Here is a 22,242-nt window from a genome sequence, read left to right as displayed (position 1 = left end):
CCTCCGGGGGGAACTGGTGCCCCCCGGAAAACGCGGCGCGCGAACGCGCAGAGCGGTCCCCGCAGGGACCGCCCGCGTTTTGGATGGAGGCCTACCTGGAGTAGTACGGGGCCAAGGGCTGATATATCGAAAATTGGAACTGAAAGGTCCGTGATTTCGCCGTCAGGGATACTCTTTTTGCTCTAATGGGATGTAGTTCCGGACGGCGACCTACTTTGCCCGTGGCGGCAAAGTAGGCAAAACGCCACCGGGGACGGCTCAGGATGAGTGCTCCGCACTCATATTCGCCTTTCCCCGGGCCCCATTACGGGGGTATCCCTTTGGGTGGGCGGAAAATTTCCGGCGCGCAAAATCAGGTGTGATGGGCCTGAATTCCAACCGGGCCACTGGGCCCTGAGTTTGCAAAATCTGTGGCTGATGCGGTTCCGGAAATGCGCCTGGGGTTCCTAGCCAACGCTCCCGGGCTGTTATCGCCGTAGGGGCTGGGCCAAGACCAGCCCGCCCTGTAGAACTCTGTGTTTCTTTGTAGGGGCGGCACACCTGGGCCGCCCGTGAACGATAGAGAAGGGAGGTGCTTCCCATGGCGGATAAGCCCAAACACCGCCACACCGGACACCGGGAGCGGATGAAAGCGGAATTTCTGGCCCGGGGGCTGGAGGGCTGGCCCGACCACCGGGTGCTGGAGCTGCTGCTGTTCTACACCATCCCCCAGGGGGATGTGAACGACCTGGCCCACGAGCTGGTGGAGCGGTTCGGCTCCCTGGCCGGGGTGCTGGACGCCTCGGTGGAGGAGTTGAAGAAGGTGAAGGGAGTGGGGGACCACACGGCGGTCTTTCTCCGCATGCTCCCGGCGGTGCTGGGCCGGTACCAGGGGGCCCGCACCCGGCTGAGCGCCATCATCAACAGCCCGGAGGAGGCCTACGCCTGGCTGGAGCCCTACTTCTTCGGGGCCCGGAACGAGATGGTCTACGTCCTGTGCCTGGACGGCAAGCGGCAGGTGCTGGGGGTGCGGAAGGTGGCCGAGGGCAGCATTGAGCTGGCGGAGGTGAACACCCGGCGCATCGCCGAGGAGGCCATCGGCCTGCGGGCCGCCCAGATCTACGTGGCCCACAACCACGTGAGCAACCTGGCCATCCCCTCCCAGGCGGACTGGCTGACCACCGACACCCTCCGGGGCGCTCTGCGCCCCATCGGCATCGAGCTCATCGACCACCTGGTGTTTGTGGACGGGGATATGGTCTCCCTGAAAGACAGTGAGCGCCTCAAAGGTTTACAGTACGTGTAATGTGTGACGGGCATGCTCCTCTCCATTTTCATTGGAGAGGAGCAAAACCATCTTGCTGGGGAACATTTGTTCTGATATAATAAAGAGAATCCAAACAGGGGGAGGGGCGGAGATGCCCAAATTTGAAGTGGTTTCCGAGTATACGCCCTCCGGCGACCAGCCGGAGGCCATTGAGGCGCTGTCCAACGGCATTGAGATGGGTCTGGACGAGCAGACCCTCCTGGGCGTCACCGGCTCGGGCAAGACCTTCACCATGGCCAAGATCATCGAGAAGGTCCAGCGCCCCACCCTGGTGCTGGCCCACAACAAGACCCTGGCCGCCCAGCTGTGCGCCGAGTTCCGGGAGTTCTTCCCCAATAACGCGGTGGAGTATTTCGTCTCCTACTACGACTACTACCAGCCGGAGGCCTACATCCCCCACACAGACACCTTCATCGAGAAGGACTCCGCCGTCAACGAGGAGATCGACCGGCTGCGCCTGTCCGCCACCGCCTCCCTGCTGGAGCGGCGGGACGTGATCGTGGTGTCCTCCGTTTCCTGTATCTATGGCCTGGGCGAGCCGGAGGACTTTGCCGCCATGATGGTGGCCCTCCGGGTGGGCATGACCATGGAGCGGGACGAGCTTTTGAAGCGCCTGGTGGCCATCCGCTATGAGCGCAACGACATCGCCTTCGAGCGCAACATGTTCCGGGTCCGGGGGGACACGGTGGAGGTGTGGCCCGCCTACTGGAAGGACACCGCTCTGCGCATCGAGTTTTTTGGGGACGAGATCGACCGCATCAGTGAGATCAACGTGGTCACCGGAACCCCCATCCGACGGCTGAACAACATCCCCATCTGGCCGGCCACCCACTACGTCACCCCCAAGGAGAAGATGGACGCCGCCATCCAGGAGATTTATAAAGAGCTGGAGGAGCGTGTAGCCTTCTTTGAGAGGGAGGGCAAGCTCATCGAGGCCCAGCGCATCAAGCAGCGCACCATGTACGACATCGAGATGATGCAGGAGCTGGGCTACTGCTCCGGCATCGAGAACTACTCCCGGGTCATCGAGGGGCGGCCGGTGGGGTCGCCCCCCCACACCCTGCTGGACTACTTCCCCAAGGACTTCGTGCTGTTCATCGACGAGAGCCACGTGACCCTCCCTCAGGTGCGGGCCATGTACAACGGGGACCGGGCCCGAAAGACCACCCTGGTGGACTACGGCTTCCGCCTGCCCTGCGCCTATGACAACCGCCCCCTGAAATTTGAGGAGTTTGAAAAACGCCTCAATCAGGTGGTCTATGTCTCCGCCACCCCCGGCGAGTACGAGCGCACCCGCTCCGGCCAGATCGTGGAGCAGGTCATCCGGCCCACCGGCCTGCTGGACCCCAAGGTGGAGGTCCGCCCGGTGGAGGGCCAGATCGACGACCTGATTGGAGAGATCAACACCCGCACCCAGCGCAACGAGCGGGTGCTCATCACCACCCTCACCAAGAAGATGGCGGAGGACCTCACCGCCTACCTCCAGAACACCGGCATCAAGGTCCGGTATATGCACCACGACATCGATACCATCGAGCGCATGGAGATCATGCGGGACCTCCGTCTGGGCACCTTTGACGTGCTGGTGGGCATCAACCTCTTACGCGAGGGCCTGGACCTGCCCGAGGTGTCCCTGGTGGCTATCCTGGACGCGGACAAGGAGGGCTTCCTCCGGTCGGAGACCTCCCTCATCCAGACCATCGGCCGGGCGGCCCGAAACGCCGACGGTATGGTCATCCTGTACGCCGACACCATCACCCCCTCCATGCGCCGGGCCATGGACGAGACTGAGCGCCGCCGGGAGAAGCAGGACGCCTATAACAAAGCCCACGGCATCACCCCCAAGACGGTGGTCAAGTCGGTGCGGGAGCTGCTGGAGATCTCCGCCACCGCCGAGGACGTGGCCTCCGACGAGCGCCAGGGCAGGGTCAAGGCCATGACCAAACAGGAGAAGGCCGCCGAGATCGCCCGCCTGGAGAAGGCCATGAAAGAGGCGGCAAAAATGTTGGAGTTCGAGCTGGCGGCTTCGTTAAGAGACCAGATCATCGAGTTGAGAGGGAAGTAAGGAGAATTTTATGGATTCTCTCCCAAAACGAAAACGAATCGCTTGGCCGGATATGATTACAGCCAACCGGGGTGTTATTTTGTGACAATATGCGCCAAAAATCGCCGCTATTTATTTTGGGACGAGTTTGATTGGCGCGTAGGGGCGGCCTGTGGCCGCCCGCGCCTATCCCCAATTGGCACCATTGTGGAGAAAGAAATCCACCGGTTGTCCCAGATATACTCAATGGTCTGTGTGGATAAATTTGTGGTAATGCCAAATCACATTCATCTTTTGATAAGAATCCGCTTTTCAGAAAGCGGGCGGCCACAGGCCGCCCCTACGCTCTCGCAAATTATCAACCAATTCAAAGGCTCCGCTACGAAACGAGCTGGGTATATCTTGTGGCAAAAGGGCTACCACGACCATATCATCCGCAGCGAGGCGGACTATCTCCGCATCTGGGACTATATCGACACCAACCCCGCCAAGTGGCGGGAGGACTGTTACTACTGCCAAGCCGAGGGGGCGGTCTCACCGTGAAGCACGCCTGCTGATTCTGTCCCGGACGCTGGCGGGGGGCCACACGGGGCCGCCCCTACAACGTGTCCGAGACCTGCCCCCTCATCCGTCGTGCTTCGCGCGACACCTTCCCTATCCCTTCTGTCGCTGCGCGACATCTCCCCTTGATAAGGGGAGTCGGCCCCCAGGGGAAGGCTTTCGGTCGACCCAGTGTACCGTCCCTACGACGGGCCACGGACTATTGGGGGAACGGCGGGAGGGGCAAGCCCTCCCCTACGGGTTTTCGGGAAGCTACCTAGGTTTGGGTAGGGGAGCCCCTTGGGGCTCCCGCCGTCAACGGACCCGGTGCCGTTGGCTAGAGAACCTAGGCGCATGAATTGAACCGCAACAGCGGCAATTTTTGCAGACCCAGGGCCCAGTGGCCCGGCGGGAATTTAGACACCCACTCAAATTTTGCGCGCCGGAAATGATGTACAAACTCTCAGAAGAGCGTCCCCCGTAACGGGGGACCGGGGGCCGACTCCCCTTGTCAAGGGGAGATGGCCGAAGGCCAGAGGGGATAGGGAGGGCGAATATGAGCGCGGAGCGCTCATTCTGAGCCGTCCCCCGGCGATCCTTTGGTTTCTTTCCCATCGCTGGGAAAGAAACTCGCCGCCCGCAGGCGGCGAAATCTCCCCGCCAAAACAGCAAATCTCTGCCGGGGCGGCGGGGGCAAGCCCCCGCCCTACAAAGGTGCGAAACGGCGAGAAAGACAGCGAAATCCCCCATAATAGAAATGAGGAAAACCACATGTCCAAAAAAGAAGAAAAAACCAACGTGATGCGGGTACTGGATCAAAAAAAGATCCCCTACACCCCCCACACCTACCCCCACGGGGACGGCGAGGCCCCGGACGGGGTGACGGTGGCCCAGAATCTGGGGATCGACCCGGCCCAGGTGTTCAAAACTCTGGTGACAAAAGGCGCCTCCGGGGGATACTATGTCTTTGACATCCCGGTGGCGGCCACCCTGGACCTGAAGAAGGCCGCCAAGGCGGTGGGGGAGAAGTCCATCGCCATGCTCCACAGCAAGGAGCTGCTCCCCCTCACCGGCTATGTCCACGGGGGCTGCTCCCCCATCGGGATGAAGAAGCAGTTTCCCACCGTGTTCCACCACAGCGCCCTGGACCAGGAGACTATTTTCGTCTCCGCCGGGAAGATCGGCTTCCAGGTGGAGCTCTCCCCCGCGGACCTGATGAAGCTGGTGCGGGGGACCGCGGCGGACGTGACCGCGGCCACAGAATAACCGAGAGGCAGGCGAGAGACCATGACCATCCGACCGGCCCAAGCGGGCGATCATTCCGAGATCTATTCCCTGGTCCAGACGGCCTTTGCCACGGCGAAGGTCAGCGACGGGACCGAGCAGGACTTTGTGCTGGAGCTGCGCCGGCGGGACACCTACCGCCCGGAGCTGGAGCTGGTGGCCGAGGAGAACGGACAGCTCATCGGCCACATCCTCCTCACCATTTTGCCGGTGCAAGGCGCTCCCCAGGGGCTGTGGGGGCTGATGGTGGCCCCCCTGTGCGTCCGGCTGGAGGACCGGAGCCGGGGCCTGGGCGGCCAGCTTCTCCACGAGGGGGGCCGCCGGGCGGCGGAGCTGGGGTACAACGCCCTGTTTTTAGTGGGCGACCCGGACTACTACGGCCGGTACGGCTTCCAGAACGCCGTCTCCCTGGGGTTCCAAAATGCCTCCGGCGTGCCCGACCAGTTTCTGCTGGCACGGGGGTTGACTCCGGATGCTTTGCGAGACGCGGGGGGCGCGCTGGCGCTCCATTGAAAACCAGGCAAAAATCCACTTCTGTCGAGGAGGGCTTACCATGACCGCGCTGAAAGCAAAGTGGAGCGAAATGTCCCTGTACCGCCGGGTGCTGTTGATCGTGATGGTCATAGAAATCCTTGCGTTTTTCTTTGCTACTCTGGTGATGATAAACCGGCCCGGTTTGGAGTATCAGGACGCCCTGCTCTACTCCAGCACCGAGGGAGATATCCAGATTTACCAGGGTGCGGTGGACGGAGAAACCGCCCGCTTTGCCGTGTCCCCGGAGTGGGAAGTCTCCTATCAGTGGGGAGACTATACCTACGGTCCCTATCAGATTACAGAGGACCCTGCCACCGTCCCCGACGGCTATGAGGGGAGTCAGGGCATTGAGATTCGCCTGGGGGATGAGGTGCTGTTCCGGGGGTGCTATCTCCCCGGCTCCACTCTGTCGCTGATTCAGGAGGACGGGGAACCTCTCTGGGGAAGTTCCTCCTACGCAATTGCAAGCGACGGGACTATTTTGGGAGAAAACGGCCGCGTCATTACACCGCAGGAGTTCCACGAGCCTGATCTGTCCACCTTGGTTCAGGTGGCTCTGGAGCCAGCGCTCACCCACCGGGGAAGCATGGGGTTCTATCTGACGGTCACCCTGCTGGCCCTGTTCAACATCATTCAGATCTGTTTCCCCCACCTCTTCTTCCGCCTGAGCCTGCTGGGCCGTGTGCGGAATATCCACGACGCGGAGCCCTCCGACTTCTACATCGCCATGGAGCAAATCGAGTGGGTGGTTTTGGCATTGGCGTGCCTGCTGTTCTACTACATGGCTATGACTACGATACAATAGAGAACGCGCCTGTCCCGCGGGGCGGGCAAAACGAACACAAAAAAGAGGAAAAACCATGCAGGATCATATTTATGTAAAAGGCGCCCGGGAGAACAACCTGAAAAACGTGGACGTGACCATCCCCCGGGACAAGCTGGTGGTGCTCACCGGCCTGTCGGGCAGCGGCAAGTCCTCCCTGGCCTTCGATACCATCTATGCCGAGGGACAGCGGCGGTATGTGGAGTCCCTCAGCTCCTACGCCCGGATGTTCCTGGGGCAGATGGAGAAGCCCGACGTGGACTACATCGACGGCCTGTCCCCCGCCATCTCCATCGACCAGAAGACCACCAGCAAAAACCCCCGGTCCACCGTGGGCACGGTGACCGAGATCTACGACTACCTGCGCCTGCTGTGGGCAAGGGTGGGCACCCCCCACTGCCCCATCTGCGGCAAGGAGATCAAGCAGCAGACCATCGACCAGATCATCGACCAGGTGCTGGAGCTGCCCGAGGCCACCCGCATCCAGGTGATGGCCCCTGTCATCCGGGGCAAGAAGGGCGAGCACGCCAAGGTCTTTGAGGACGCCCGCCGCTCCGGCTATGTGCGCTGCCGGGTGGACGGCATCACCTACGACCTTTCGGAAGAGATCAAGCTGGAGAAGAACAAGAAGCACTCCATCGAGATCGTGGTGGACCGGCTGGTCATCCGGGACGACATCGCCCGCCGCCTCACCGACTCGGTGGAGATCGCCTCCGGCCTGTCGGGGGGGCTGGTGGTCATCAACGTGGTGGGGGAGGACCGGGACATCCTGTTCTCCCAGAACTACGCCTGCGAGGACTGCGGCGTGTCCATCGAGGAGCTCACTCCCCGCATGTTCTCCTTCAACAACCCCTACGGGGCCTGCCCCACCTGCACCGGCCTGGGCAGCCAGCTGAAGGTGGACCCGGACCTGGTCATCCCCAACAAGAACTTGTCCATTCTGGAGGGGGCCATCACCGCCTCCGGCTGGAGCAACATCAAGTCCGACGGTATCTCCCGCATGTACTTTGACGCCCTGTCGAAAAAGTACCGCTTCAAGCTGGATACCCCGGTGAAGGACCTGTCCAAGGAGGTCATGGACGTGATCCTCTACGGCACCAAGGGGGAGGAGCTCACCCTCCACTACGACCAGCCCCGGGGGAAGGGCACCCTCCATCAGCCCTTCGAGGGCATCTGCAACAACCTGGAGCGCCGCTATAAGGAGACCCAGTCCGACGCCATGCGCCGGGAGCTGGAGGACTGCATGAGCGAGTGCCCCTGTCCCACCTGTCAGGGCCGCCGCCTGCGGAAGGAGTCTCTGGCGGTCACGGTGGGCGGCCTGGACATCGACGCTTTCTGTCACAAATCCGTCACCCAGGCTCTGGACTTTGTGGACCACCTGGAGCTGTCCGAGACCCAGATGATGATCGCCGAGCGGATTTTGAAGGAGATCAAAAACCGGCTGGGCTTCCTCCAGTCGGTGGGCCTGCAATATCTCACCCTGTCCCGGGGGGCGGGCTCCCTGTCCGGCGGCGAGAGCCAGCGCATCCGCCTGGCCACCCAGATCGGCTCCTCTCTCATGGGGGTGCTGTATATCCTGGACGAGCCCTCCATCGGCCTGCACCAGCGGGACAACGACATGCTCCTGAAGACCATGAAGGATCTAAGGGACCTGGGCAACACCCTGCTGGTGGTGGAGCACGACGAGGACACCATGCGCGAGGCCGACTATATCATCGACGTGGGCCCGGGGGCGGGCGTCCACGGGGGCGAGATCGTGGCGGCGGGCACCCCCGAGGAGGTGATGAACACCCCCGGCTCCATCACCGGAGACTATCTGGCCGGGCGGCGAAAAATCCCCGTTCCAAAGGAGCGCCGGACCGGGAACGGCAAGCACCTGAAGGTCATTGGGGCGGCTGAGAACAACCTGAGGCACATCGATGTGGACTTCCCTCTGGGCGCCTTCATCTGCGTCACCGGTGTGTCTGGGAGCGGCAAGTCCTCCCTGGTGAACGAAATCCTCTACAAAAAGCTGGGGGCCGACCTGAACCGGGTGAAGGTCCGTCCGGGCAAACACGACCGCATCGAGGGGGAGGAGTTTCTGGACAAGGTCATCGACATCGACCAGTCCCCCATCGGCCGTACCCCACGCAGTAACCCCGCCACCTACACCGGACTCTTTAACGACATCCGGGAGCTGTTCGCCTCCACCCAGGACGCCAAGGCCCGGGGCTATGGCCCGGGGCGGTTCTCCTTCAACACCCGGGGCGGCCGGTGCGAGGCCTGCCAGGGGGACGGCCTGCTGAAGATCGAAATGCACTTCCTGCCCGACATCTACGTCCCCTGTGAGGTGTGCAAGGGCAAGCGCTATAACCGGGAGACCCTGGAGGTCCACTACAAGGGCAAGAACATCTACGAGGTGCTGGAGATGACGGTGGACGAGGCCCTGCCCTTCTTCGAAAACCTGCCCCGCATCTACAACCGCCTGAAAACCCTGGAGGAGGTGGGCCTGGGCTATGTGAAGCTGGGCCAGGCCTCCACCACCCTGTCCGGCGGCGAGGCCCAGCGGGTGAAGCTGGCCACCGAGCTGAGTAAACGCTCCACCGGCAAGACCATCTATATTCTGGACGAGCCCACCACCGGCCTGCACAGTTACGACGTCCAGCGGCTCATTGACGTATTGCAGAAGCTGGTGGACGCGGGCAACACCGTGGTGGTCATCGAGCACAACCTGGACGTCATCAAGACCGCCGACTATCTCATCGACCTGGGCCCCGAGGGGGGCGACGGGGGCGGCGCCATCGTGTGTGCGGGAACTCCCGAAGAAGTGGCACAGTGTGAACAGTCCTACACCGGGAAGTATTTGAAGCGGATGCTGGTGTGATCGTTTATTCGCAGGGGAGTGTTTCGCCGCCCGCTCTCATTTGGCCTTCCCCCTGGGGGGAAGGTGCCCCAGTGCTCACACTGGGGCGGATGAGGGGACAGATTTCGGATTGGATTCGTTGTGCGCAGGGGGATATTTCGCCGCCCCGGCGGCGAGTTCCTTTCTGCCCGGACAGAAAGGAACCAAAGAGCCGCCAAGGGGTGGGCGCAATCGGCAGGAACGGCGTTGCCGCCCCTGCCTCCATGCCGCCCACCCCCTGGACCCCCATTACGGGGGTTACCCCTTGGGCTAGGCAGAATATTTCCGGCGCGCAAAAATGGAGTGGCTGGTCCAAATTCCCGCCGTGCCACTGGGCCCTGGGTTTGCAAAAATTGCCGCTGCTGCGGTTCCACGACTGCGCCTGACTTTGCCGGGCCAACGCTCCCGGTTCGGTTCTCGCCGTAGGGGCGGCACACCTGGGCCGCCCGCGTCCCCCTGAGCCGCACTTGAGCCCAAACACGCCAAAAGGCGCGCTTTCTATCAGGAGGAGCAGAACCGAAAGGTTACCAAATCCTCAGCGGCAGCGGTAATAGAACGGCAGCCAATCAGTTGAGCCACCCGCGCCTTTGCGATAACGGACCATGCGGCCTAATTGGCGGCCCCCGTAAAATGGGGTCCGGGGAAAGGCGACTATGAACACGAAGTGTTCATCGGAGCCGTCCCCGGTGGCGTTTTGGTTCCTTTGCCGCCATGGGCAAAGGAACCCGCCGCCCGCAGGCGGCGGAATCCCCTGGGAGAGCTCATAATCCTTTCAAGTCCTCCCCCAGCGCCAGCCCGAACTTCACCCCCGCCCGGAACCCCTGCACGGCGTAGAAGCGGCAGACGTACTCCAGATCCTGTTTTTCCGCCTCCATCAGGGCGGAATCCAGAATGGCGAAGTGCAGCTCGTCGGCGTCGTCCTGGGGCTGGTTTTCAATTTGGGGATGGATATAATGGTCGTAGAGCCATTTCATCAGGTCTGACATCAATAACACCACCTTACAGTTCGTGATTATACACCATCTTAAAGTTCGTATCAATGGGAGATACCGCTTATGGAGAAAATCATGGAACCTTTTGGCCTCCGACTCAAAGAACTGCGGAGACACAGGAATATTACGCAGGTCGAAATGGCTGAACTATTGGGATGCACTGACCGGCACTATCAAAAAATAGAGTATGGGTATGTGAATGTGCCGTCCTTGACCTTAATCAAGCTGGCTGATTTCTTCGGCGTCACCACCGACTACCTGCTGGGCCGCAGCGAATCCCCTGCTCAGGAAAAGGAGTAACCCTCTATGGATTTCATTCGTTTGACCGACCCCGCCGGCCCGGAATTTGAGACCGCCTTTGCCCTGTACGAAGTCAGCTTTCCCGTCCACGAGCAGCGCACCCGCCCGGCCCAGGCGGTCCGACTGTCCCACCCGGAGTACCGTTATATGCTGCTGTATGAGGGAGACCAATTCCAAGGCATCCTCCTCTATTGGGAGGGCCCCGGCTTCCGGTATGTGGAGCACTTCGCCATCGCCCCGGAGCTGCGGGGCGGGGGAGTGGGGGCCCGTGCCCTGGCGGAGCTGTGCAGCCAGGGAATCCCGGTGATCCTGGAGATCGACCCGCCGGTGGACGAGATCTCCGTCCGGCGGCAGCACTTCTATGAGCGGTGCGGATTTTCTAAAAATCCCTTCCCCCACGTCCATCCCCCCTACCGGAAGGGGTTCCAGGGCCACCCCCTGGTGGTGATGTCCGTCCCGGGGGCCCTGACCCAGGAGGCCTATGACCGCTTCGCGGGGTACCTGCAAAATACGGTCATGTCCGACTGCGTGCCGCCCCTGGAGGAGTGAGGCGCTTTTGACCGAGCTGGACCGTTTTTCCGGCACTCTCGCCCCGGTTCTGGCATAGGATGGCCCGGAGGTGGTGCCCTGTGGGTCCTGTGACAGAGGCGATTTTGGCTCTGCTGTGCGCGGTGGGAGCGGCCGCGCTGCTCTGGCTGCTGTTTGGCTGGCTGGTCCGTCCGGCCTCGGTACATAATCTTTGGATAGTGATCCCCGGCAGGGGAAATGGCAACTTGCTGGAGGCCGCCCTCCGGCAGCTGGCCTGGCTGCGCCGGGCGGGCCTGTTCCGGGGGGAGGCGGTGATCTGGGACGCCGGCCTCACCCCGGAGGGCCGGGAGCTGGCCCTGCGCCTGTCCCTCCGGTGGTCCTGGGTCACCTGCTGTCCCAGTGGAGCGCTGGAGGAGTGGCTGGGGCGGTGAGAGAACGCGACTTGGAAACGAGCGGCGCGTCCGGGTCGTCGCGCCCTACTGAAAGTAGAAACCTCCAAAGCGGCGGGGGCAAGCCCCCGCCCTACAAAGTTTCCACACCATAAGCGTTGGCTCGGCCAAGTCAGGCGCAGAAGTGGAACCGCACCGGCAGCAATTTTTGCAAACCCAGGCCCCAGTGGGCCGGGAGAAAACGCAGACCGCCACTCAGATTTTGCGCGCCGGAAATCCATTGCCGGGCCAAAGGGATAACCCCCGTAATGGGGTCCGGGGAAAGGCGACTATGAGCACGAAGTGCTCATCCGGAGCCGTCCCCGGTGGCGTTTTGGTTCCTTTGCCGCCATGGGCAAAGGAACTCGCCGCCCGCAGGCGGCGAAATACCCCCTGCGGATAATGAACCAAATCCGAAACCTGCCCCCTCATCCGTCACGGCTTCGCCGTGCCACCTTCTCCCCGAGGGGAAGGCTTAAAAAGAGCGGCGAAATCCAGGCAAATATGGAGCAGACAAAAGAAAGGAGGGGACCGCAGTGCCCCAGCTCACAGAGGAACAATCCACCCTGGAGGGGACCGTCTCCTCCATCATCTTTCAAAACGAGGAAAACGGCTATACGATTCTCCGCCTGGACGCGGGGGAGGAGGAGATGACGGTGGTGGGCTCCATGCCCGGGGTGTCCCCGGGGGAGTACCTCACTGTCCGGGGGCAGTGGGTGCGCCACGCCACCTACGGCACCCAGTTCCGGGCCGACGTGGTGGAGCGCCGCCTGCCCCAGGGGCTGAAGGAGATCTTCCACTACCTGGCCTCCGGAGCCATCAAGGGCATCGGCAAGGCAACTGCCCGGCAGCTCATCGAAACCTTCGGGGAGGACGCCCTGCGGGTCATCGAGGAGGAGCCGGAGAAACTCACCACCTTGAAAGGGATCTCCCCCAAGCGGGCCCGTACCATCAGCGACGCCTTCCGAAAACAGATGGGGATGCGCCGCCTGCTGGAATTTTTGACGGAGCACCAGCTCCCCGCGGAGCTGTCCGGCCCCCTGTACCGGGCCTACGGGGACGTGGCCCTGGAGGTGGTGCGGGCCAATCCCTATGTCCTGGCCTCCGTGGAATTTGGGGTGGAGTTCTCCCAGGCGGACGCCCTGGCCCTCTCTTTGGGCATCGCCGCGGACGACCCCCAGCGGCTGGAGGCCGGACTGCTCTTTGAGCTCTCCCACAACAACTGGAACAACGGCCACACCTTCCTCCCCGCCCAGAAGCTCATTTCCGCCACGGCTCAGCTGCTGGAGGCCTCCGGCGACCTGCTGGAGGAGCGGCTGGAGGCCCTGGCCAATCGGGGCGAACTGGACCGGGAGACCATCGCCGGCCAGGACGCCGTGTACATCCCCGCCCTGTACGAGGCGGAGACCTACATCGCCCACCGCATCGGGGAGATGAGCCAGGCGGAGCTGCTGCCCCCTGACGGGCTGGACCGGATCATCGCCCGCATCCAGCGGGAGCAGCGCATCACCTACGCCCCCCAGCAGCGCCAGGCGGTGGAGATGGCCGCCTCCCGGCAAGTGATGCTCCTCACCGGCGGGCCGGGCACCGGCAAGACCACCTGCCTGCGGGGGGTGCTGGCCCTGTTTGAGGCCATGGGGCTGGACACCGCCCTGGCCGCCCCCACCGGCCGGGCGGCCAAGCGCCTGGGGGAGCTGTGCTCCACCGACGCCTCCACCATCCACCGGCTGCTGGAGACCGGCTTCGACCCCAGCACGGGGCAGTTGGCTTTCACCCACGACCAGTACGACCCCCTGGAGGTGGACGCGGTCATTGTGGACGAGGTCTCCATGGTGGACGTGCCCCTGATGGCCGCCCTCCTTTCCGCCCTGCGGGGGGACTGCCGGCTGGTGCTGGTGGGGGACCCGGACCAGCTGCCGTCGGTGGGGCCGGGCAACCTGTTCTCCGACTTGATTCGCAGCGGGGCGGTGCCCATGGTCCGCCTCACCGAGATCTTCCGCCAGGCCGCCCAGAGCGCCATCGTCCGCAACGCCCACATGGTGAATGCCGGGGAGCTGCCCAACCTGAGGCAGAACGACAGCGACTTCTTCTTCCTCCGCCGCCGGGACCCCCAGCTGGCAGTGGAGACCATTGTGGACCTGTGCCGCCGCCGGCTGCCTGAGCGCATGGGCATCCCCGCAGACCAGATCCAGGTGCTCTCCCCCACCCGCCGCCGGGGGACCGGCACCACGGTGCTGAACCAGGCCCTCCAGGCCGCCCTGAATCCCCCCTCGGAGCGGAAGGGGGAGCGCCGCTTCGGGGACTGGATCTTCCGGGCGGGGGACCGGGTGATGCAGGTGAAAAACAACTACGACATCCTTTGGAGGGAGGAGGACGGCTCCGCCTCCGGCATGGGGATGTTCAACGGGGACATCGGGGTCATCCAGTCGGTGGACAAGGAGAGCGTGGTGGTGGACTTCGACGGCAAGATCGTGGAGTATACCCCGGACATGCTGGGGGAGCTGGAGCCCGCCTTCGCCGTCACCGTCCACAAGTCCCAGGGCAGCGAATACCGGGCGGTGATCCTGGCCGCCCTGGAGGGAGCCCCCATGCTCATGACCCGGGGCATCCTCTATACCGCCATCACCCGGGCCAAGAGCCTGTTTATCGTGGTGGGGGACGAGAGCGCGGTGGCCCAGATGGTGGCCAACAACCGGCAGACCCGCCGGTACTCCGGCCTCCGGGCCCGGCTGGCGGGCGAAATAGAGACATAGCAAGAGCGGCCGCGCATCTGCGCGGCCGCTCTTGCTGACTGGATGTGTAAATAAATTACTGGATGGACAGGGTATCGCCGTCTACGGTCACCGTCCGGCCCAGCATCTCAAAGAGCTGAGCGGGGGCCCAGGTGGTGCCGGGCTCCACAATATAGGGGGCCATTCCATAGTCCATGGGGGAGGTCATGCCCACCGCGCCCTCAATCTTGGTGACGCCCTGGATCAGGTTATCGCCGATGTTCAGATTGACCCGGAAGGAGTCGTCCTCCACGGTGACCAGGGCGGCCTCGCCGTTCTCGCCGGGGGTGTAGGTCACCTCATAGCCCAGGGCCTGGGCCACGGCGGCCACGGGGACCATGGCGGCGCCGTTCTCCACCTTGCCGGTCACCGGGAGCACCATGTCGCCCTCCAGCACGATAGACAGCTCAGTCCCATCCTGAAGCGTTCCGGCGGGATCGGTGGTCTCAGCAGGGGCGGAAGTCTCTGCGGTTTCGCCGTTCTGCTCCTCCGCCGCGCCGGGCATGAGCATCAGGTGGTCCGTGCCCGCCTGTCCGGGGTAGGACAGCAGAACGATGTCATACCAGGCCATCACATGGCTGCCCACCTGGAGATCGGCCAGGGAGGCCTTTTCCCCGGCGTAGGTGGTCACAGAGGCGTCCGCCTCCACGGTGAGCCACAGACCGCCGTTATTGGTGGTGATGGTGGCGCTGCCGTCCTCATTCTGGGTGACAGCCTCCACCTCCAGGTACTTGGCCGCGCCCACATCCTGAGGAACATTGCGCACCACCGCGAAGGCGGGGGACTGGGGGGGCAGGGAGCGGGTGGAGACCGGGCTGTGGTACACGTAGACGGACTCGCCCACCTGGAGGGTGGCGGGATCGGAGGCGGTGCGCTCCCCGCTGTCGATCCACACGGTCTCGCCGGAGATGTTCATCACATATTCCCCATAGCGCTCCGAGGTGAGCAGCAGGCTGGTGATGGTTCCGGCCTCATCCCGGCCGATCTCCTGGACCTGGCCGTAGTACAGCTCGCTGTCGGACATGGTCTCCTCCTGGACTGCGGCAGAATCGGTCTGCGCGGGATCGGCGGACTCCGCCGCCATGGCGGGCAGGACTGCGGCGCACAGCAGGGCGCTGCTGACCAGCAGAGCAGATAGGGTACGCTTCATACGTCAACACTCCTTTTACAGCGAGGGGAATTTCCCCGTTTGTTTGCTTAGACGGCGGAGCGGAGAAAAGGTTCCCTGGAAAAAGAAAAAATTTCCGCGCCCGTTCCGCCCTTGAATCTATGCGGGCGGGCGGGGATATGGTATAATGACAGCAGGAAAACAAAACAGAACATCTGCCCCGCTTCGGCGGGAGGCGCGGAAAGGATGGAGAAAGTATGAAGCATTGGAAGCGCAGCGGAACACTGATCCTGGCGGCCGTACTCTCCCTGTCTCTGGCGGCGTGCGGCGGCTCAGAGCCTACCCCGGAGGAGATTCTGGACCAGACCCTGCAGAACAGCCAGGAGGGGCTGGAGAGCCTGTCCGCCTCCGTCACCGCCCAGATAGACATGGAGATCCAAGTGGGGGACCAGACTCAGACCATGGAGAACACCACGGCAATGGATATGGTATGCTTTTCCGATCCCCTGAAGCTGAAGGCGGAGACCTCCATGGACATGGGGGAGCTGGGCTCCTTTTCCGCCACCGTTTACGCCCAGCAGGAGGGGGAGACCTACACCACCTACACCGACGTGGGCGGACAGTGGTTCAAGGAGACCGCCAGCGCCGAGCTCCTGGAGCAGTATAACGCCTCGGCGGAGATGAACTCCTATCTGTCCAGCACCGACCAGTGGGCCTTCCAGCAGGAGGAGGAGCTGGACGGAAAGACGGTCCTGAAATTCTCCGGTACCGTCACCGGCAGCCAGGTGTCCGCCCTGATGGAGGAGAGCGGCGTGCTGGACAGCCTGGGCACCATGCAGCAGCTGGGGGTGAGCACGGAGAACCTCCAGGGGATGCTCCAGGATCTGGGGGACATGACCATTGAGATGTGGATTGACCCGGAGATCTGCTACCCGGTGCGGTATGAGATGGATATGACCCAGGTGTGCAACACTCTGATGGAACATGTGCTCCAGGTGTTGGAGGACATGGGCCAGTCCACCGATGGGGTTTCCATTCAGTATCCCCAGGTACAGATGACCATGACCTGCTCCGACATCAACTCCGCCCCCGACTTCGAAATTCCGGCGGAGGCGCTGGAGGTGTGAAAAATGGAGGCCAAAGGGCCTCCATTTCAGCTTGTCGAAAAACCTCTGTTCTGACGAATCCGCCCGAGCGTTGGCGGGGGAGCTCGAGGGGGCGGCAGCCCGCCTCGAGTGGGATCGAATGCCCTGAATGCCTTGCTTGGCAAGGCGTTCAGCGAGCGCAGCGAGGACTTTTCCGCCGCGCAGCGGCGGGAAAGTAACGGCATTTTTTTATTTCAGCTCCCGCTCATAGGCCGCCTTGGCTGCTTCGTTAAAGCAGACGAAGGTGACCGCAGGGCCCTCCGGGTGCTCTGTCAGGAAGCGGCGGACCGTTTCGACGGCAATGCGGGCGGCCTCCTCCAGGGGGTAGTGGTACACCCCCGTGCTGATGGCGGGGAAGGCCACCGTTCTGCACCCCAGCTCCAGGGCCAGGGCCATGGAGCTCTCATAGCAGCTCGCCAGCAGCTCCGCCTCGTTGTGTCCACCCCCGTGCCACACGGGGCCCACCGTGTGGATCACATACTTGGCGGGGAGCCGGTAGCCCTTTGTGGCCTTGGCCTGCCCGGTCTGGCAGCCGTGAAGGGTGCGGCACTCGGCCAGCAGCTCCGGGCCCGCCGCCCGGTGGATGGCCCCGTCCACCCCGCCGCCCCCCAGCAGAGAGGTATTTGCGGCGTTGACAATGGCGTCAACCTTTAATTTTGTGATGTCTCCGGTGACAACATGCAGTTCCATGGCAGAAAACCTCCCATTCAGATTTTGGATGGTTTTAGTGTACCACGGACCGCCGCTGGAATACAAGGGATGAAAGATACGGAACATTGTTTCTTGCGGTGAAAGAGTAGTCCGCACACCTCTTACCCAAACCGAAGGGCCCCACAGCCGACGGCTGTGGGGCCCATTGGATGGGAGGCAAAATTACTCATTCGTCTCAGCCGGCTGAAGTTCCGGTTCATGGGAGAGGGGCATGGCATGCTCCTGCTCCCTCCTTTTCCGGGTGAGGAGCAGGCCGGCGCACAGGGCGGTGAAGGGGGCAACGGTGACCAGGCCGAAGGAGCCGATGACGGTGTGGATGATCTCCGCCGCCACGTACTTGTAGTTCAAAATGTGGTCCACCGGGGTGCCCTGGGCCATAAAGACCATGAGCAGGGCGATATAGCCCCCGGAGTAGGCGAACAGCAGGGTGGTGGTCATGGTGCCCATGGCGGCCCGGCCCACGTTGACGCCGGACTTGGCGGCCTCCTTCCAGTCCAGGTCGGGGCGCTTCTCCACCACCTCGTGGATGGCGGAGGTGATGTCCACGGACAGGTCCATCACCGCGCCCGAGGCCCCGATAAAGATGGAGGCCATAAAGATCTGGGTCAGGTTCAGGTGGGCGTAGCCGGAGTACAGCAGGCTCTCCGAGTTGCTCATCACCGCCCCGTGGATCTGGAACAGGTCGGTGAACAGGATGCCCAGCACGCAGGTGACCAGGATGCCCAGAAAGGACCCGGACACCGCCGCCCAGCACCGCCGGTCAAAGCCGTACACCAGGGCGATGATGATAAGGGTGAGGAACAGGGTGATGGCCAGCCCCACCCAGATGGGGTTCCAGCCCTTCAGGTACAGGGGGACCAGCACCTTCCACAGGGTGAGCACCGTCAGGGCGAAGGAGGCAATGGCCCGGACGCCGGTGCGCCCGGCAAACAAAATCAGGAACACTGCGAAGCCCACCGCCATCAGGGCCTCCCAGCCCAGGCGGTAGTGGTCGGTCATGGTCACGTTGGTGACGGTGTCCCCGTCGTGGCTCACCACCACCTGGGCCACATCCCCCGGAGCGAAGATCTTGTCCTGCTCCAGAGAGCCATTGAGCATGTTGATTCCGGTGACGGTCTGCCCGGCGAAGGCTCCGTCCAGAATTTCCAGCTGGCAGCGCTGCTCACCGGAGCGGACCAGGCCGGTGTCAATGATGGCGGAGTCGTCCACCGACAGTACCTCGGCCTTGCAGCGCTCCGCCTCCTGGTAGAGAAGGGCCCCCTCAAAGCCGGTGGGCAGGAAGATCAAAACGAGAATGGCCAGCAGGCACACCAGCACCGGGGCGTGGTAGCGCAGGGCCTGGGGGGTCAGATGGTTTCCCATGTATCAAAAACTCCTTTTTTCGAGTGAAATTTCGCAGTTTAGTGGGACCGGCGGTTCAAAACAGGAACCAGCCGATCAGCAGCAGGGCGGTGAGCACTGCGTCCGGAATGACGATCCAAAGGGGCGAGACGTGATAAATACGCATAGAGAACACCTCGATTCCATGTACGGGAACAGCCGCGCAGCCCGCTCCTGACGAGAGAGCCAGGAGCGGGCCGGCAGTAGAGAAAAGAAGGAAGTTGAAGGATTCAGAGTGATAGGGCCATCAGGCGATGTTCAGCAGGTCGGCCATCTTCTCATAGATCTGGGTGTTGTCGTAGTAGCCGCTGAAGCTCTCAGCGCCTACGCCCTCGGCCAGGACGGCCACGGGCAGGCCGGTGTGGCTGTAAGAGGTGAAGGAGATGCCGGACTTGTTGTTGATGATGTGGGTGATGGTGACGCTCAGGGGCTCGTAGGTGCCGTAGAGCACATACTCCTCCTGCTCATACTGGCTGGCGGCGGTGCCGTTGACGCTCTTCTCATAGGCGGCCCGCAGCTGCTCCATCTCGTACTCGGTGAGCACCAGCTTGTCGTCGGCGGCGCCCTGGGCCTTCAGGCCGAAGAGCTCCTCAATGTCGGAGAGCACATCCTCGAAGGGGGTCTTGTTCTCCTTGTAGGAGGCCACATAGTCGCTGTCAAACTTGGCGTAGGAGATCTTCTGGTTCTCCAGCAGGTCCAGATAGGTGTCGTAGTCGGTGCCGGCGAAGCCGATGGTCAGGCCGCCGGTCTCGTGGTCGCCGGTGACCAGGATCAGGGTCTCGTCGGGGTGCTCGGCGGCGAAGTCAATGGCCACCTGCACCGCGTCGGCCAGAGCCTGGGTGTCGTGGATGGAGGAGCCGGCGTCGTTGGCGTGGCAGGCCCAGTCGATCTTGCCGCCCTCGCACATCATGAAGAAGCCGGTGTCGTTGTCCAGCACCTCGATGCCCTTCTCCACATAGTCGGCCAGGGACCACATGTCGTCGGTGCGGTCCAGCTCATAAGGGATAGCGTCGTCGTCGGCCAGGTTTTCCTCAATGATGATGGCCTTGTCGGTGTCGGCGCTGATGGCGTCGGCCTCGGCGTAGGTGCGGGCCACGGTGTAGCCGGCCTCCTGAGCCAGCTGGTACAGGTCGGTCTGGTCGCCCTCGCTGCCGGTGGGGTCCAGCAGGCCGCCGCCGGCGAAGTAGTCAAAGTCGGACTCCACCATCTCCAGGCCGATGTCGTAGTAGTTGCTGCGGCTGGCCTGGTGGGCGTAGAAGGCGGCGGGGGTGGCGTGGTTCAGGTTGACCGAGGTGATGACGCCGATCTCATAGCCCTTCTGGGCCTTCAGCTGCTCGGCGATGGTCTCGTACTCCACGGTGCCGGTCTCGTCCACATTGATGGAGCCGGAGTAGGTCTTGTGTCCGGTGGCGATGGACGTGGCGGTGGAGGCGGAGTCGGGGGCGAAGGAGTTGGAGTCGTAGGTGACGGCGGTACCCACGCCCTCAAAGTTCATGAAGTTCAGGTACTCCGGGCCGTCCAGGATGGCGCCCTGGTTGTCGTCCAGGCTGGGCTGGGCCTGCCAGTAGTCCTCATCGTTCAGGGCGCCCAGATAGTCGGACGTGGACTGGATCTGGGGATAGCTCATGCCGTCGCCGATGAACAGGAAGACGTACTTGGGGGTCTTTCCGGTCTCGTTGGACATGGTGGCGGCAGCCACGGTGTTCTGGTCGTCGGTGGGCGCAGCGGCATTGGCGGCACAGCCCGCCAGGGCGGCGGTGGTGAGCGCCAAAGTCAGGGTCGCGGCGATCATACGTTTCATGTGATGTTTTCCCTCCATAACAATTTCCTCGTCTGGTTCAGACGGCTTTATTTTACGGATGGGATGTAAAACCATCCACCGGCGGGAGGTAAAAACTTGGTAAAACCAAAGCGGGGAATGCAAAGCCGGAGGGGACGCGAAAATAAATTGACAGGGCGGAGGAGGCCTGTTATAATGAAGAAGATATTGCTGATCCTCTATCACCGGATAGAGAAGATCGTGAGGGCATTCAGAAATTGGCCGTAGGTACGGCGCGATGTTCGCGCTATAAGGTCAATTTTTGGAATGCCTTTTGTTTTTATCCGGAGGAGTCAGAGGAGTTTCCAGACATACCAGATTTTTAAGGAGGCGCATCCCTATGCCCCAGCTCAGTCAGCGGGTAGAGCTGTTTACCGACTCCGTGATCCGGCGGATGACCCGGATCAGCGAACAGTACGGAGCCATCAACCTGTCCCAGGGCTACCCCGACTTCGATCCCCCAAAGCCCATGCTGGACCGCCTGGCCCAGGTGGCCTATGAGGGGCCCCACCAGTACTCTATCACCTTCGGCGCCCAGAATCTGCGGGAGGCCCTGGCGGACAAGCACGGGAAGGCCATCGGCCGGAGGGTGGACCCCAACCGCGAGGTGCTGGTCACCTGCGGCGGCACCGAGGCTATGATGTCCGCCATGATGACCGTGTGCAACCCCGGGGACAAGGTCATCGTGTTCAGCCCCTTCTATGAGAACTACGGGGCGGACGCCATCCTCTCGGGGGCCGACCCCATCTACATCCCACTGGTGCCGCCGGAGTTTGACTTTGACCGCTCCGCCCTGGAGGACGCCTTCCGCCAAGGGGCCAAGGCCATCATTGTCTGCAACCCCTCCAACCCCACAGGGAAGGTGTTCACCCGGGAGGAGCTGACCTTCATCGGGGAGCTGGCCCGGAAGTACGACGCCTTCGTCATCACCGACGAGGTGTACGAGCACATCGTCTTTGCCCCCTATGAGCACGTGCGCATGGCCTCCCTGCCCGGGATGTACGAGCGGACCATCACCTGCAACTCCCTGTCCAAAACCTACTCCATCACCGGCTGGCGGCTGGGCTGGCTCATCGGCCCGGCGGAGGTGGTGTAGAACGCCAAAAAGGTCCACGACTTCCTCACCGTGGGGGCCCCCGCCCCCCTCCAGGAGGCGGCCTGCGTGGGGGTTCGCTTCCCGGAGTCCTACTACCGGGAGCTCAACGCCATGTACACCCGCAAGCGGGACTTCTTCTGCGGCGGGCTGGAGCGGCTGGGTCTGAAGCACAACCGCCCCCAGGGGACCTACTTCGTGCTGCTGGACATCTCCGACTTCCTGGCCCTGGACCAGTTTAAGGGCTGGAGCGACATGGAGTTCTGCGAGTGGATGATCCGGGAGATCGGGGTGGCGGCGGTGCCCGGCTCCAGCTTCTTCCGGGAGCCGGTGAACCACCTGATCCGCCTGCACTTCGCCCGCAGCGAGGAGACCCTTCAGGAGGCCCTGGACCGTCTGGCCAAGCTGGCGGAGCTGTTACCGTGATCTTCTGAGGCGGGCGCACACTGTGCGCCCCCACAAAAGGGAAGGAAACCCCAGGGCGGGTGGCCCAGTGTGCCGCCCCTACGAAAAGGAAGAAAGCCTGAGTCGGCAGGGAACGGAATCTTGTAGGGG

17 protein-coding genes and 1 pseudogene are annotated in these 22,242 nt (G+C 62.8%); 13 read left to right on the top strand and 5 right to left on the bottom strand.

Going from position 1 to position 22,242, the window contains the following annotated elements; all coding sequences use genetic code 11:
* The first annotated feature begins 580 nt into the window (after positions 1–580).
* The 7 genes from radC to uvrA all read left to right on the top strand — a co-directional run bounded on the left by radC (position 581) and on the right by uvrA (position 9,394).
* Complete coding sequence (radC, locus tag B5F19_RS10140; RefSeq protein ID WP_087290157.1) at positions 581–1,285, top strand: DNA repair protein RadC; 705 nt, start codon at positions 581–583, stop codon at positions 1,283–1,285.
* Between the two features lie 112 nt (positions 1,286–1,397).
* A complete protein-coding gene (uvrB, locus tag B5F19_RS10135; protein ID WP_087290155.1) occupies positions 1,398–3,371 on the top strand; it encodes an excinuclease ABC subunit UvrB in 1,974 nt (657 codons plus the stop codon).
* An 81-nt stretch (positions 3,372–3,452) separates the two neighbouring features.
* Entirely contained in the window at positions 3,453–3,893 is a 441-nt protein-coding gene (locus tag B5F19_RS18320; protein ID WP_343219428.1) for a transposase, read from the top strand.
* 768 nt (positions 3,894–4,661) lie between these two features.
* Positions 4,662–5,156 (top strand): Cys-tRNA(Pro) deacylase, encoded by a 495-nt coding sequence (gene ybaK / locus B5F19_RS10125; protein WP_087290151.1) that lies wholly within the window; start codon positions 4,662–4,664, stop codon positions 5,154–5,156.
* Between the two features lie 21 nt (positions 5,157–5,177).
* Positions 5,178–5,687, top strand: a complete 510-nt coding sequence (locus tag B5F19_RS10120; protein WP_087290149.1) for an N-acetyltransferase — start codon at positions 5,178–5,180, stop codon at positions 5,685–5,687.
* 40 nt (positions 5,688–5,727) lie between these two features.
* Positions 5,728–6,513 carry a hypothetical protein gene (locus tag B5F19_RS10115; protein WP_087290147.1) on the top strand — a complete coding sequence of 262 codons (786 nt, stop codon included), beginning with the start codon at positions 5,728–5,730 and terminating at the stop codon, positions 6,511–6,513.
* 55 nt (positions 6,514–6,568) lie between these two features.
* Positions 6,569–9,394, top strand: a complete 2,826-nt coding sequence (gene uvrA / locus B5F19_RS10110) for an excinuclease ABC subunit UvrA (protein WP_087290144.1) — start codon at positions 6,569–6,571, stop codon at positions 9,392–9,394.
* Positions 9,395–10,173: 779 nt separating this feature from the next.
* On the opposite strand, the gene B5F19_RS10105 is transcribed toward uvrA, so the two are convergent.
* Positions 10,174–10,398, bottom strand: a complete 225-nt coding sequence (locus B5F19_RS10105; protein ID WP_087290142.1) for a hypothetical protein — start codon at positions 10,396–10,398, stop codon at positions 10,174–10,176.
* Between the two features lie 69 nt (positions 10,399–10,467).
* Here B5F19_RS10105 and B5F19_RS10100 point away from each other — a divergent pair, with 69 nt between their 5' ends.
* The 4 genes from B5F19_RS10100 (at position 10,468) to B5F19_RS10085 (ending at position 14,413) form a co-directional block, all read left to right on the top strand.
* Positions 10,468–10,704 (top strand): helix-turn-helix transcriptional regulator, encoded by a 237-nt coding sequence (locus B5F19_RS10100; protein WP_191343396.1) that lies wholly within the window; start codon positions 10,468–10,470, stop codon positions 10,702–10,704.
* Between the two features lie 6 nt (positions 10,705–10,710).
* Positions 10,711–11,253, top strand: coding sequence for a GNAT family N-acetyltransferase (locus B5F19_RS10095; protein ID WP_087290140.1), 543 nt, complete (start codon positions 10,711–10,713; stop codon positions 11,251–11,253).
* A gap of 80 nt (positions 11,254–11,333) precedes the next feature.
* Complete coding sequence (locus tag B5F19_RS10090) at positions 11,334–11,663, top strand: hypothetical protein (RefSeq protein ID WP_140394209.1); 330 nt, start codon at positions 11,334–11,336, stop codon at positions 11,661–11,663.
* A gap of 533 nt (positions 11,664–12,196) precedes the next feature.
* Positions 12,197–14,413, top strand: coding sequence for an ATP-dependent RecD-like DNA helicase (locus tag B5F19_RS10085; protein ID WP_087290136.1), 2,217 nt, complete (start codon positions 12,197–12,199; stop codon positions 14,411–14,413).
* Between the two features lie 55 nt (positions 14,414–14,468).
* On the opposite strand, the gene B5F19_RS10080 is transcribed toward B5F19_RS10085, so the two are convergent.
* Positions 14,469–15,581, bottom strand: a complete 1,113-nt coding sequence (locus B5F19_RS10080; RefSeq protein WP_087290134.1) for a stalk domain-containing protein — start codon at positions 15,579–15,581, stop codon at positions 14,469–14,471.
* Between the two features lie 215 nt (positions 15,582–15,796).
* Here B5F19_RS10080 and B5F19_RS10075 point away from each other — a divergent pair, with 215 nt between their 5' ends.
* Positions 15,797–16,666, top strand: coding sequence for a DUF6612 family protein (locus B5F19_RS10075; protein ID WP_087290132.1), 870 nt, complete (start codon positions 15,797–15,799; stop codon positions 16,664–16,666).
* Positions 16,667–16,873: 207 nt separating this feature from the next.
* Here B5F19_RS10075 and B5F19_RS10070 read toward each other — a convergent pair whose 3' ends face one another.
* The 3 genes from B5F19_RS10070 to B5F19_RS10060 form a co-directional block, all read right to left on the bottom strand.
* Positions 16,874–17,374, bottom strand: coding sequence for an O-acetyl-ADP-ribose deacetylase (locus tag B5F19_RS10070; protein ID WP_087290130.1), 501 nt, complete (start codon positions 17,372–17,374; stop codon positions 16,874–16,876).
* A gap of 183 nt (positions 17,375–17,557) precedes the next feature.
* Entirely contained in the window at positions 17,558–18,757 is a 1,200-nt protein-coding gene (locus B5F19_RS10065) for a YibE/F family protein (RefSeq protein WP_087290128.1), read from the bottom strand.
* Between the two features lie 265 nt (positions 18,758–19,022).
* On the bottom strand, positions 19,023–20,576 hold the full coding sequence (locus tag B5F19_RS10060; RefSeq protein WP_204248319.1) for an alkaline phosphatase: 1,554 nt from the start codon (positions 20,574–20,576) through the stop codon (positions 19,023–19,025).
* Between the two features lie 358 nt (positions 20,577–20,934).
* On the opposite strand from B5F19_RS10060, the pseudogene B5F19_RS10055 reads away from it, so the two are divergent.
* Positions 20,935–22,113 (top strand): annotated as a pseudogene (locus B5F19_RS10055) (aminotransferase class I/II-fold pyridoxal phosphate-dependent enzyme).
* Positions 22,114–22,242: the final 129 nt, after the last annotated feature.

Source organism: Pseudoflavonifractor sp. An184 (assembly GCF_002160305.1).
GTDB classification, from domain to species: domain Bacteria; phylum Bacillota; class Clostridia; order Oscillospirales; family Oscillospiraceae; genus Lawsonibacter; species Lawsonibacter pullicola.
Note: the sequence above shows the minus strand (reverse complement) of the source record. Positions and strands in the feature narration are given on the sequence as shown.

Excerpts from the sequence above, each read along its gene's own strand:
- radC (WP_087290157.1), top strand. The coding sequence starts at position 581 with ATGGCGGATAAGCCCAAACACCGCCACACCGGACACCGGGAGCGGATG.
- uvrB (WP_087290155.1), top strand. The coding sequence starts at position 1,398 with ATGCCCAAATTTGAAGTGGTTTCCGAGTATACGCCCTCCGGCGACCAG.
- ybaK (WP_087290151.1), top strand. The coding sequence starts at position 4,662 with ATGTCCAAAAAAGAAGAAAAAACCAACGTGATGCGGGTACTGGATCAA.
- B5F19_RS10120 (WP_087290149.1), top strand. The coding sequence starts at position 5,178 with ATGACCATCCGACCGGCCCAAGCGGGCGATCATTCCGAGATCTATTCC.
- B5F19_RS10115 (WP_087290147.1), top strand. The coding sequence starts at position 5,728 with ATGACCGCGCTGAAAGCAAAGTGGAGCGAAATGTCCCTGTACCGCCGG.
- uvrA (WP_087290144.1), top strand. The coding sequence starts at position 6,569 with ATGCAGGATCATATTTATGTAAAAGGCGCCCGGGAGAACAACCTGAAA.
- B5F19_RS10105 (WP_087290142.1), bottom strand. The coding sequence starts at position 10,398 with ATGTCAGACCTGATGAAATGGCTCTACGACCATTATATCCATCCCCAA.
- B5F19_RS10100 (WP_191343396.1), top strand. The coding sequence starts at position 10,468 with ATGGAGAAAATCATGGAACCTTTTGGCCTCCGACTCAAAGAACTGCGG.
- B5F19_RS10095 (WP_087290140.1), top strand. The coding sequence starts at position 10,711 with ATGGATTTCATTCGTTTGACCGACCCCGCCGGCCCGGAATTTGAGACC.
- B5F19_RS10080 (WP_087290134.1), bottom strand. The coding sequence starts at position 15,581 with ATGAAGCGTACCCTATCTGCTCTGCTGGTCAGCAGCGCCCTGCTGTGC.
- B5F19_RS10075 (WP_087290132.1), top strand. The coding sequence starts at position 15,797 with ATGAAGCATTGGAAGCGCAGCGGAACACTGATCCTGGCGGCCGTACTC.
- B5F19_RS10070 (WP_087290130.1), bottom strand. The coding sequence starts at position 17,374 with ATGGAACTGCATGTTGTCACCGGAGACATCACAAAATTAAAGGTTGAC.
- B5F19_RS10065 (WP_087290128.1), bottom strand. The coding sequence starts at position 18,757 with ATGGGAAACCATCTGACCCCCCAGGCCCTGCGCTACCACGCCCCGGTG.
- B5F19_RS10060 (WP_204248319.1), bottom strand. The coding sequence starts at position 20,576 with ATGAAACGTATGATCGCCGCGACCCTGACTTTGGCGCTCACCACCGCC.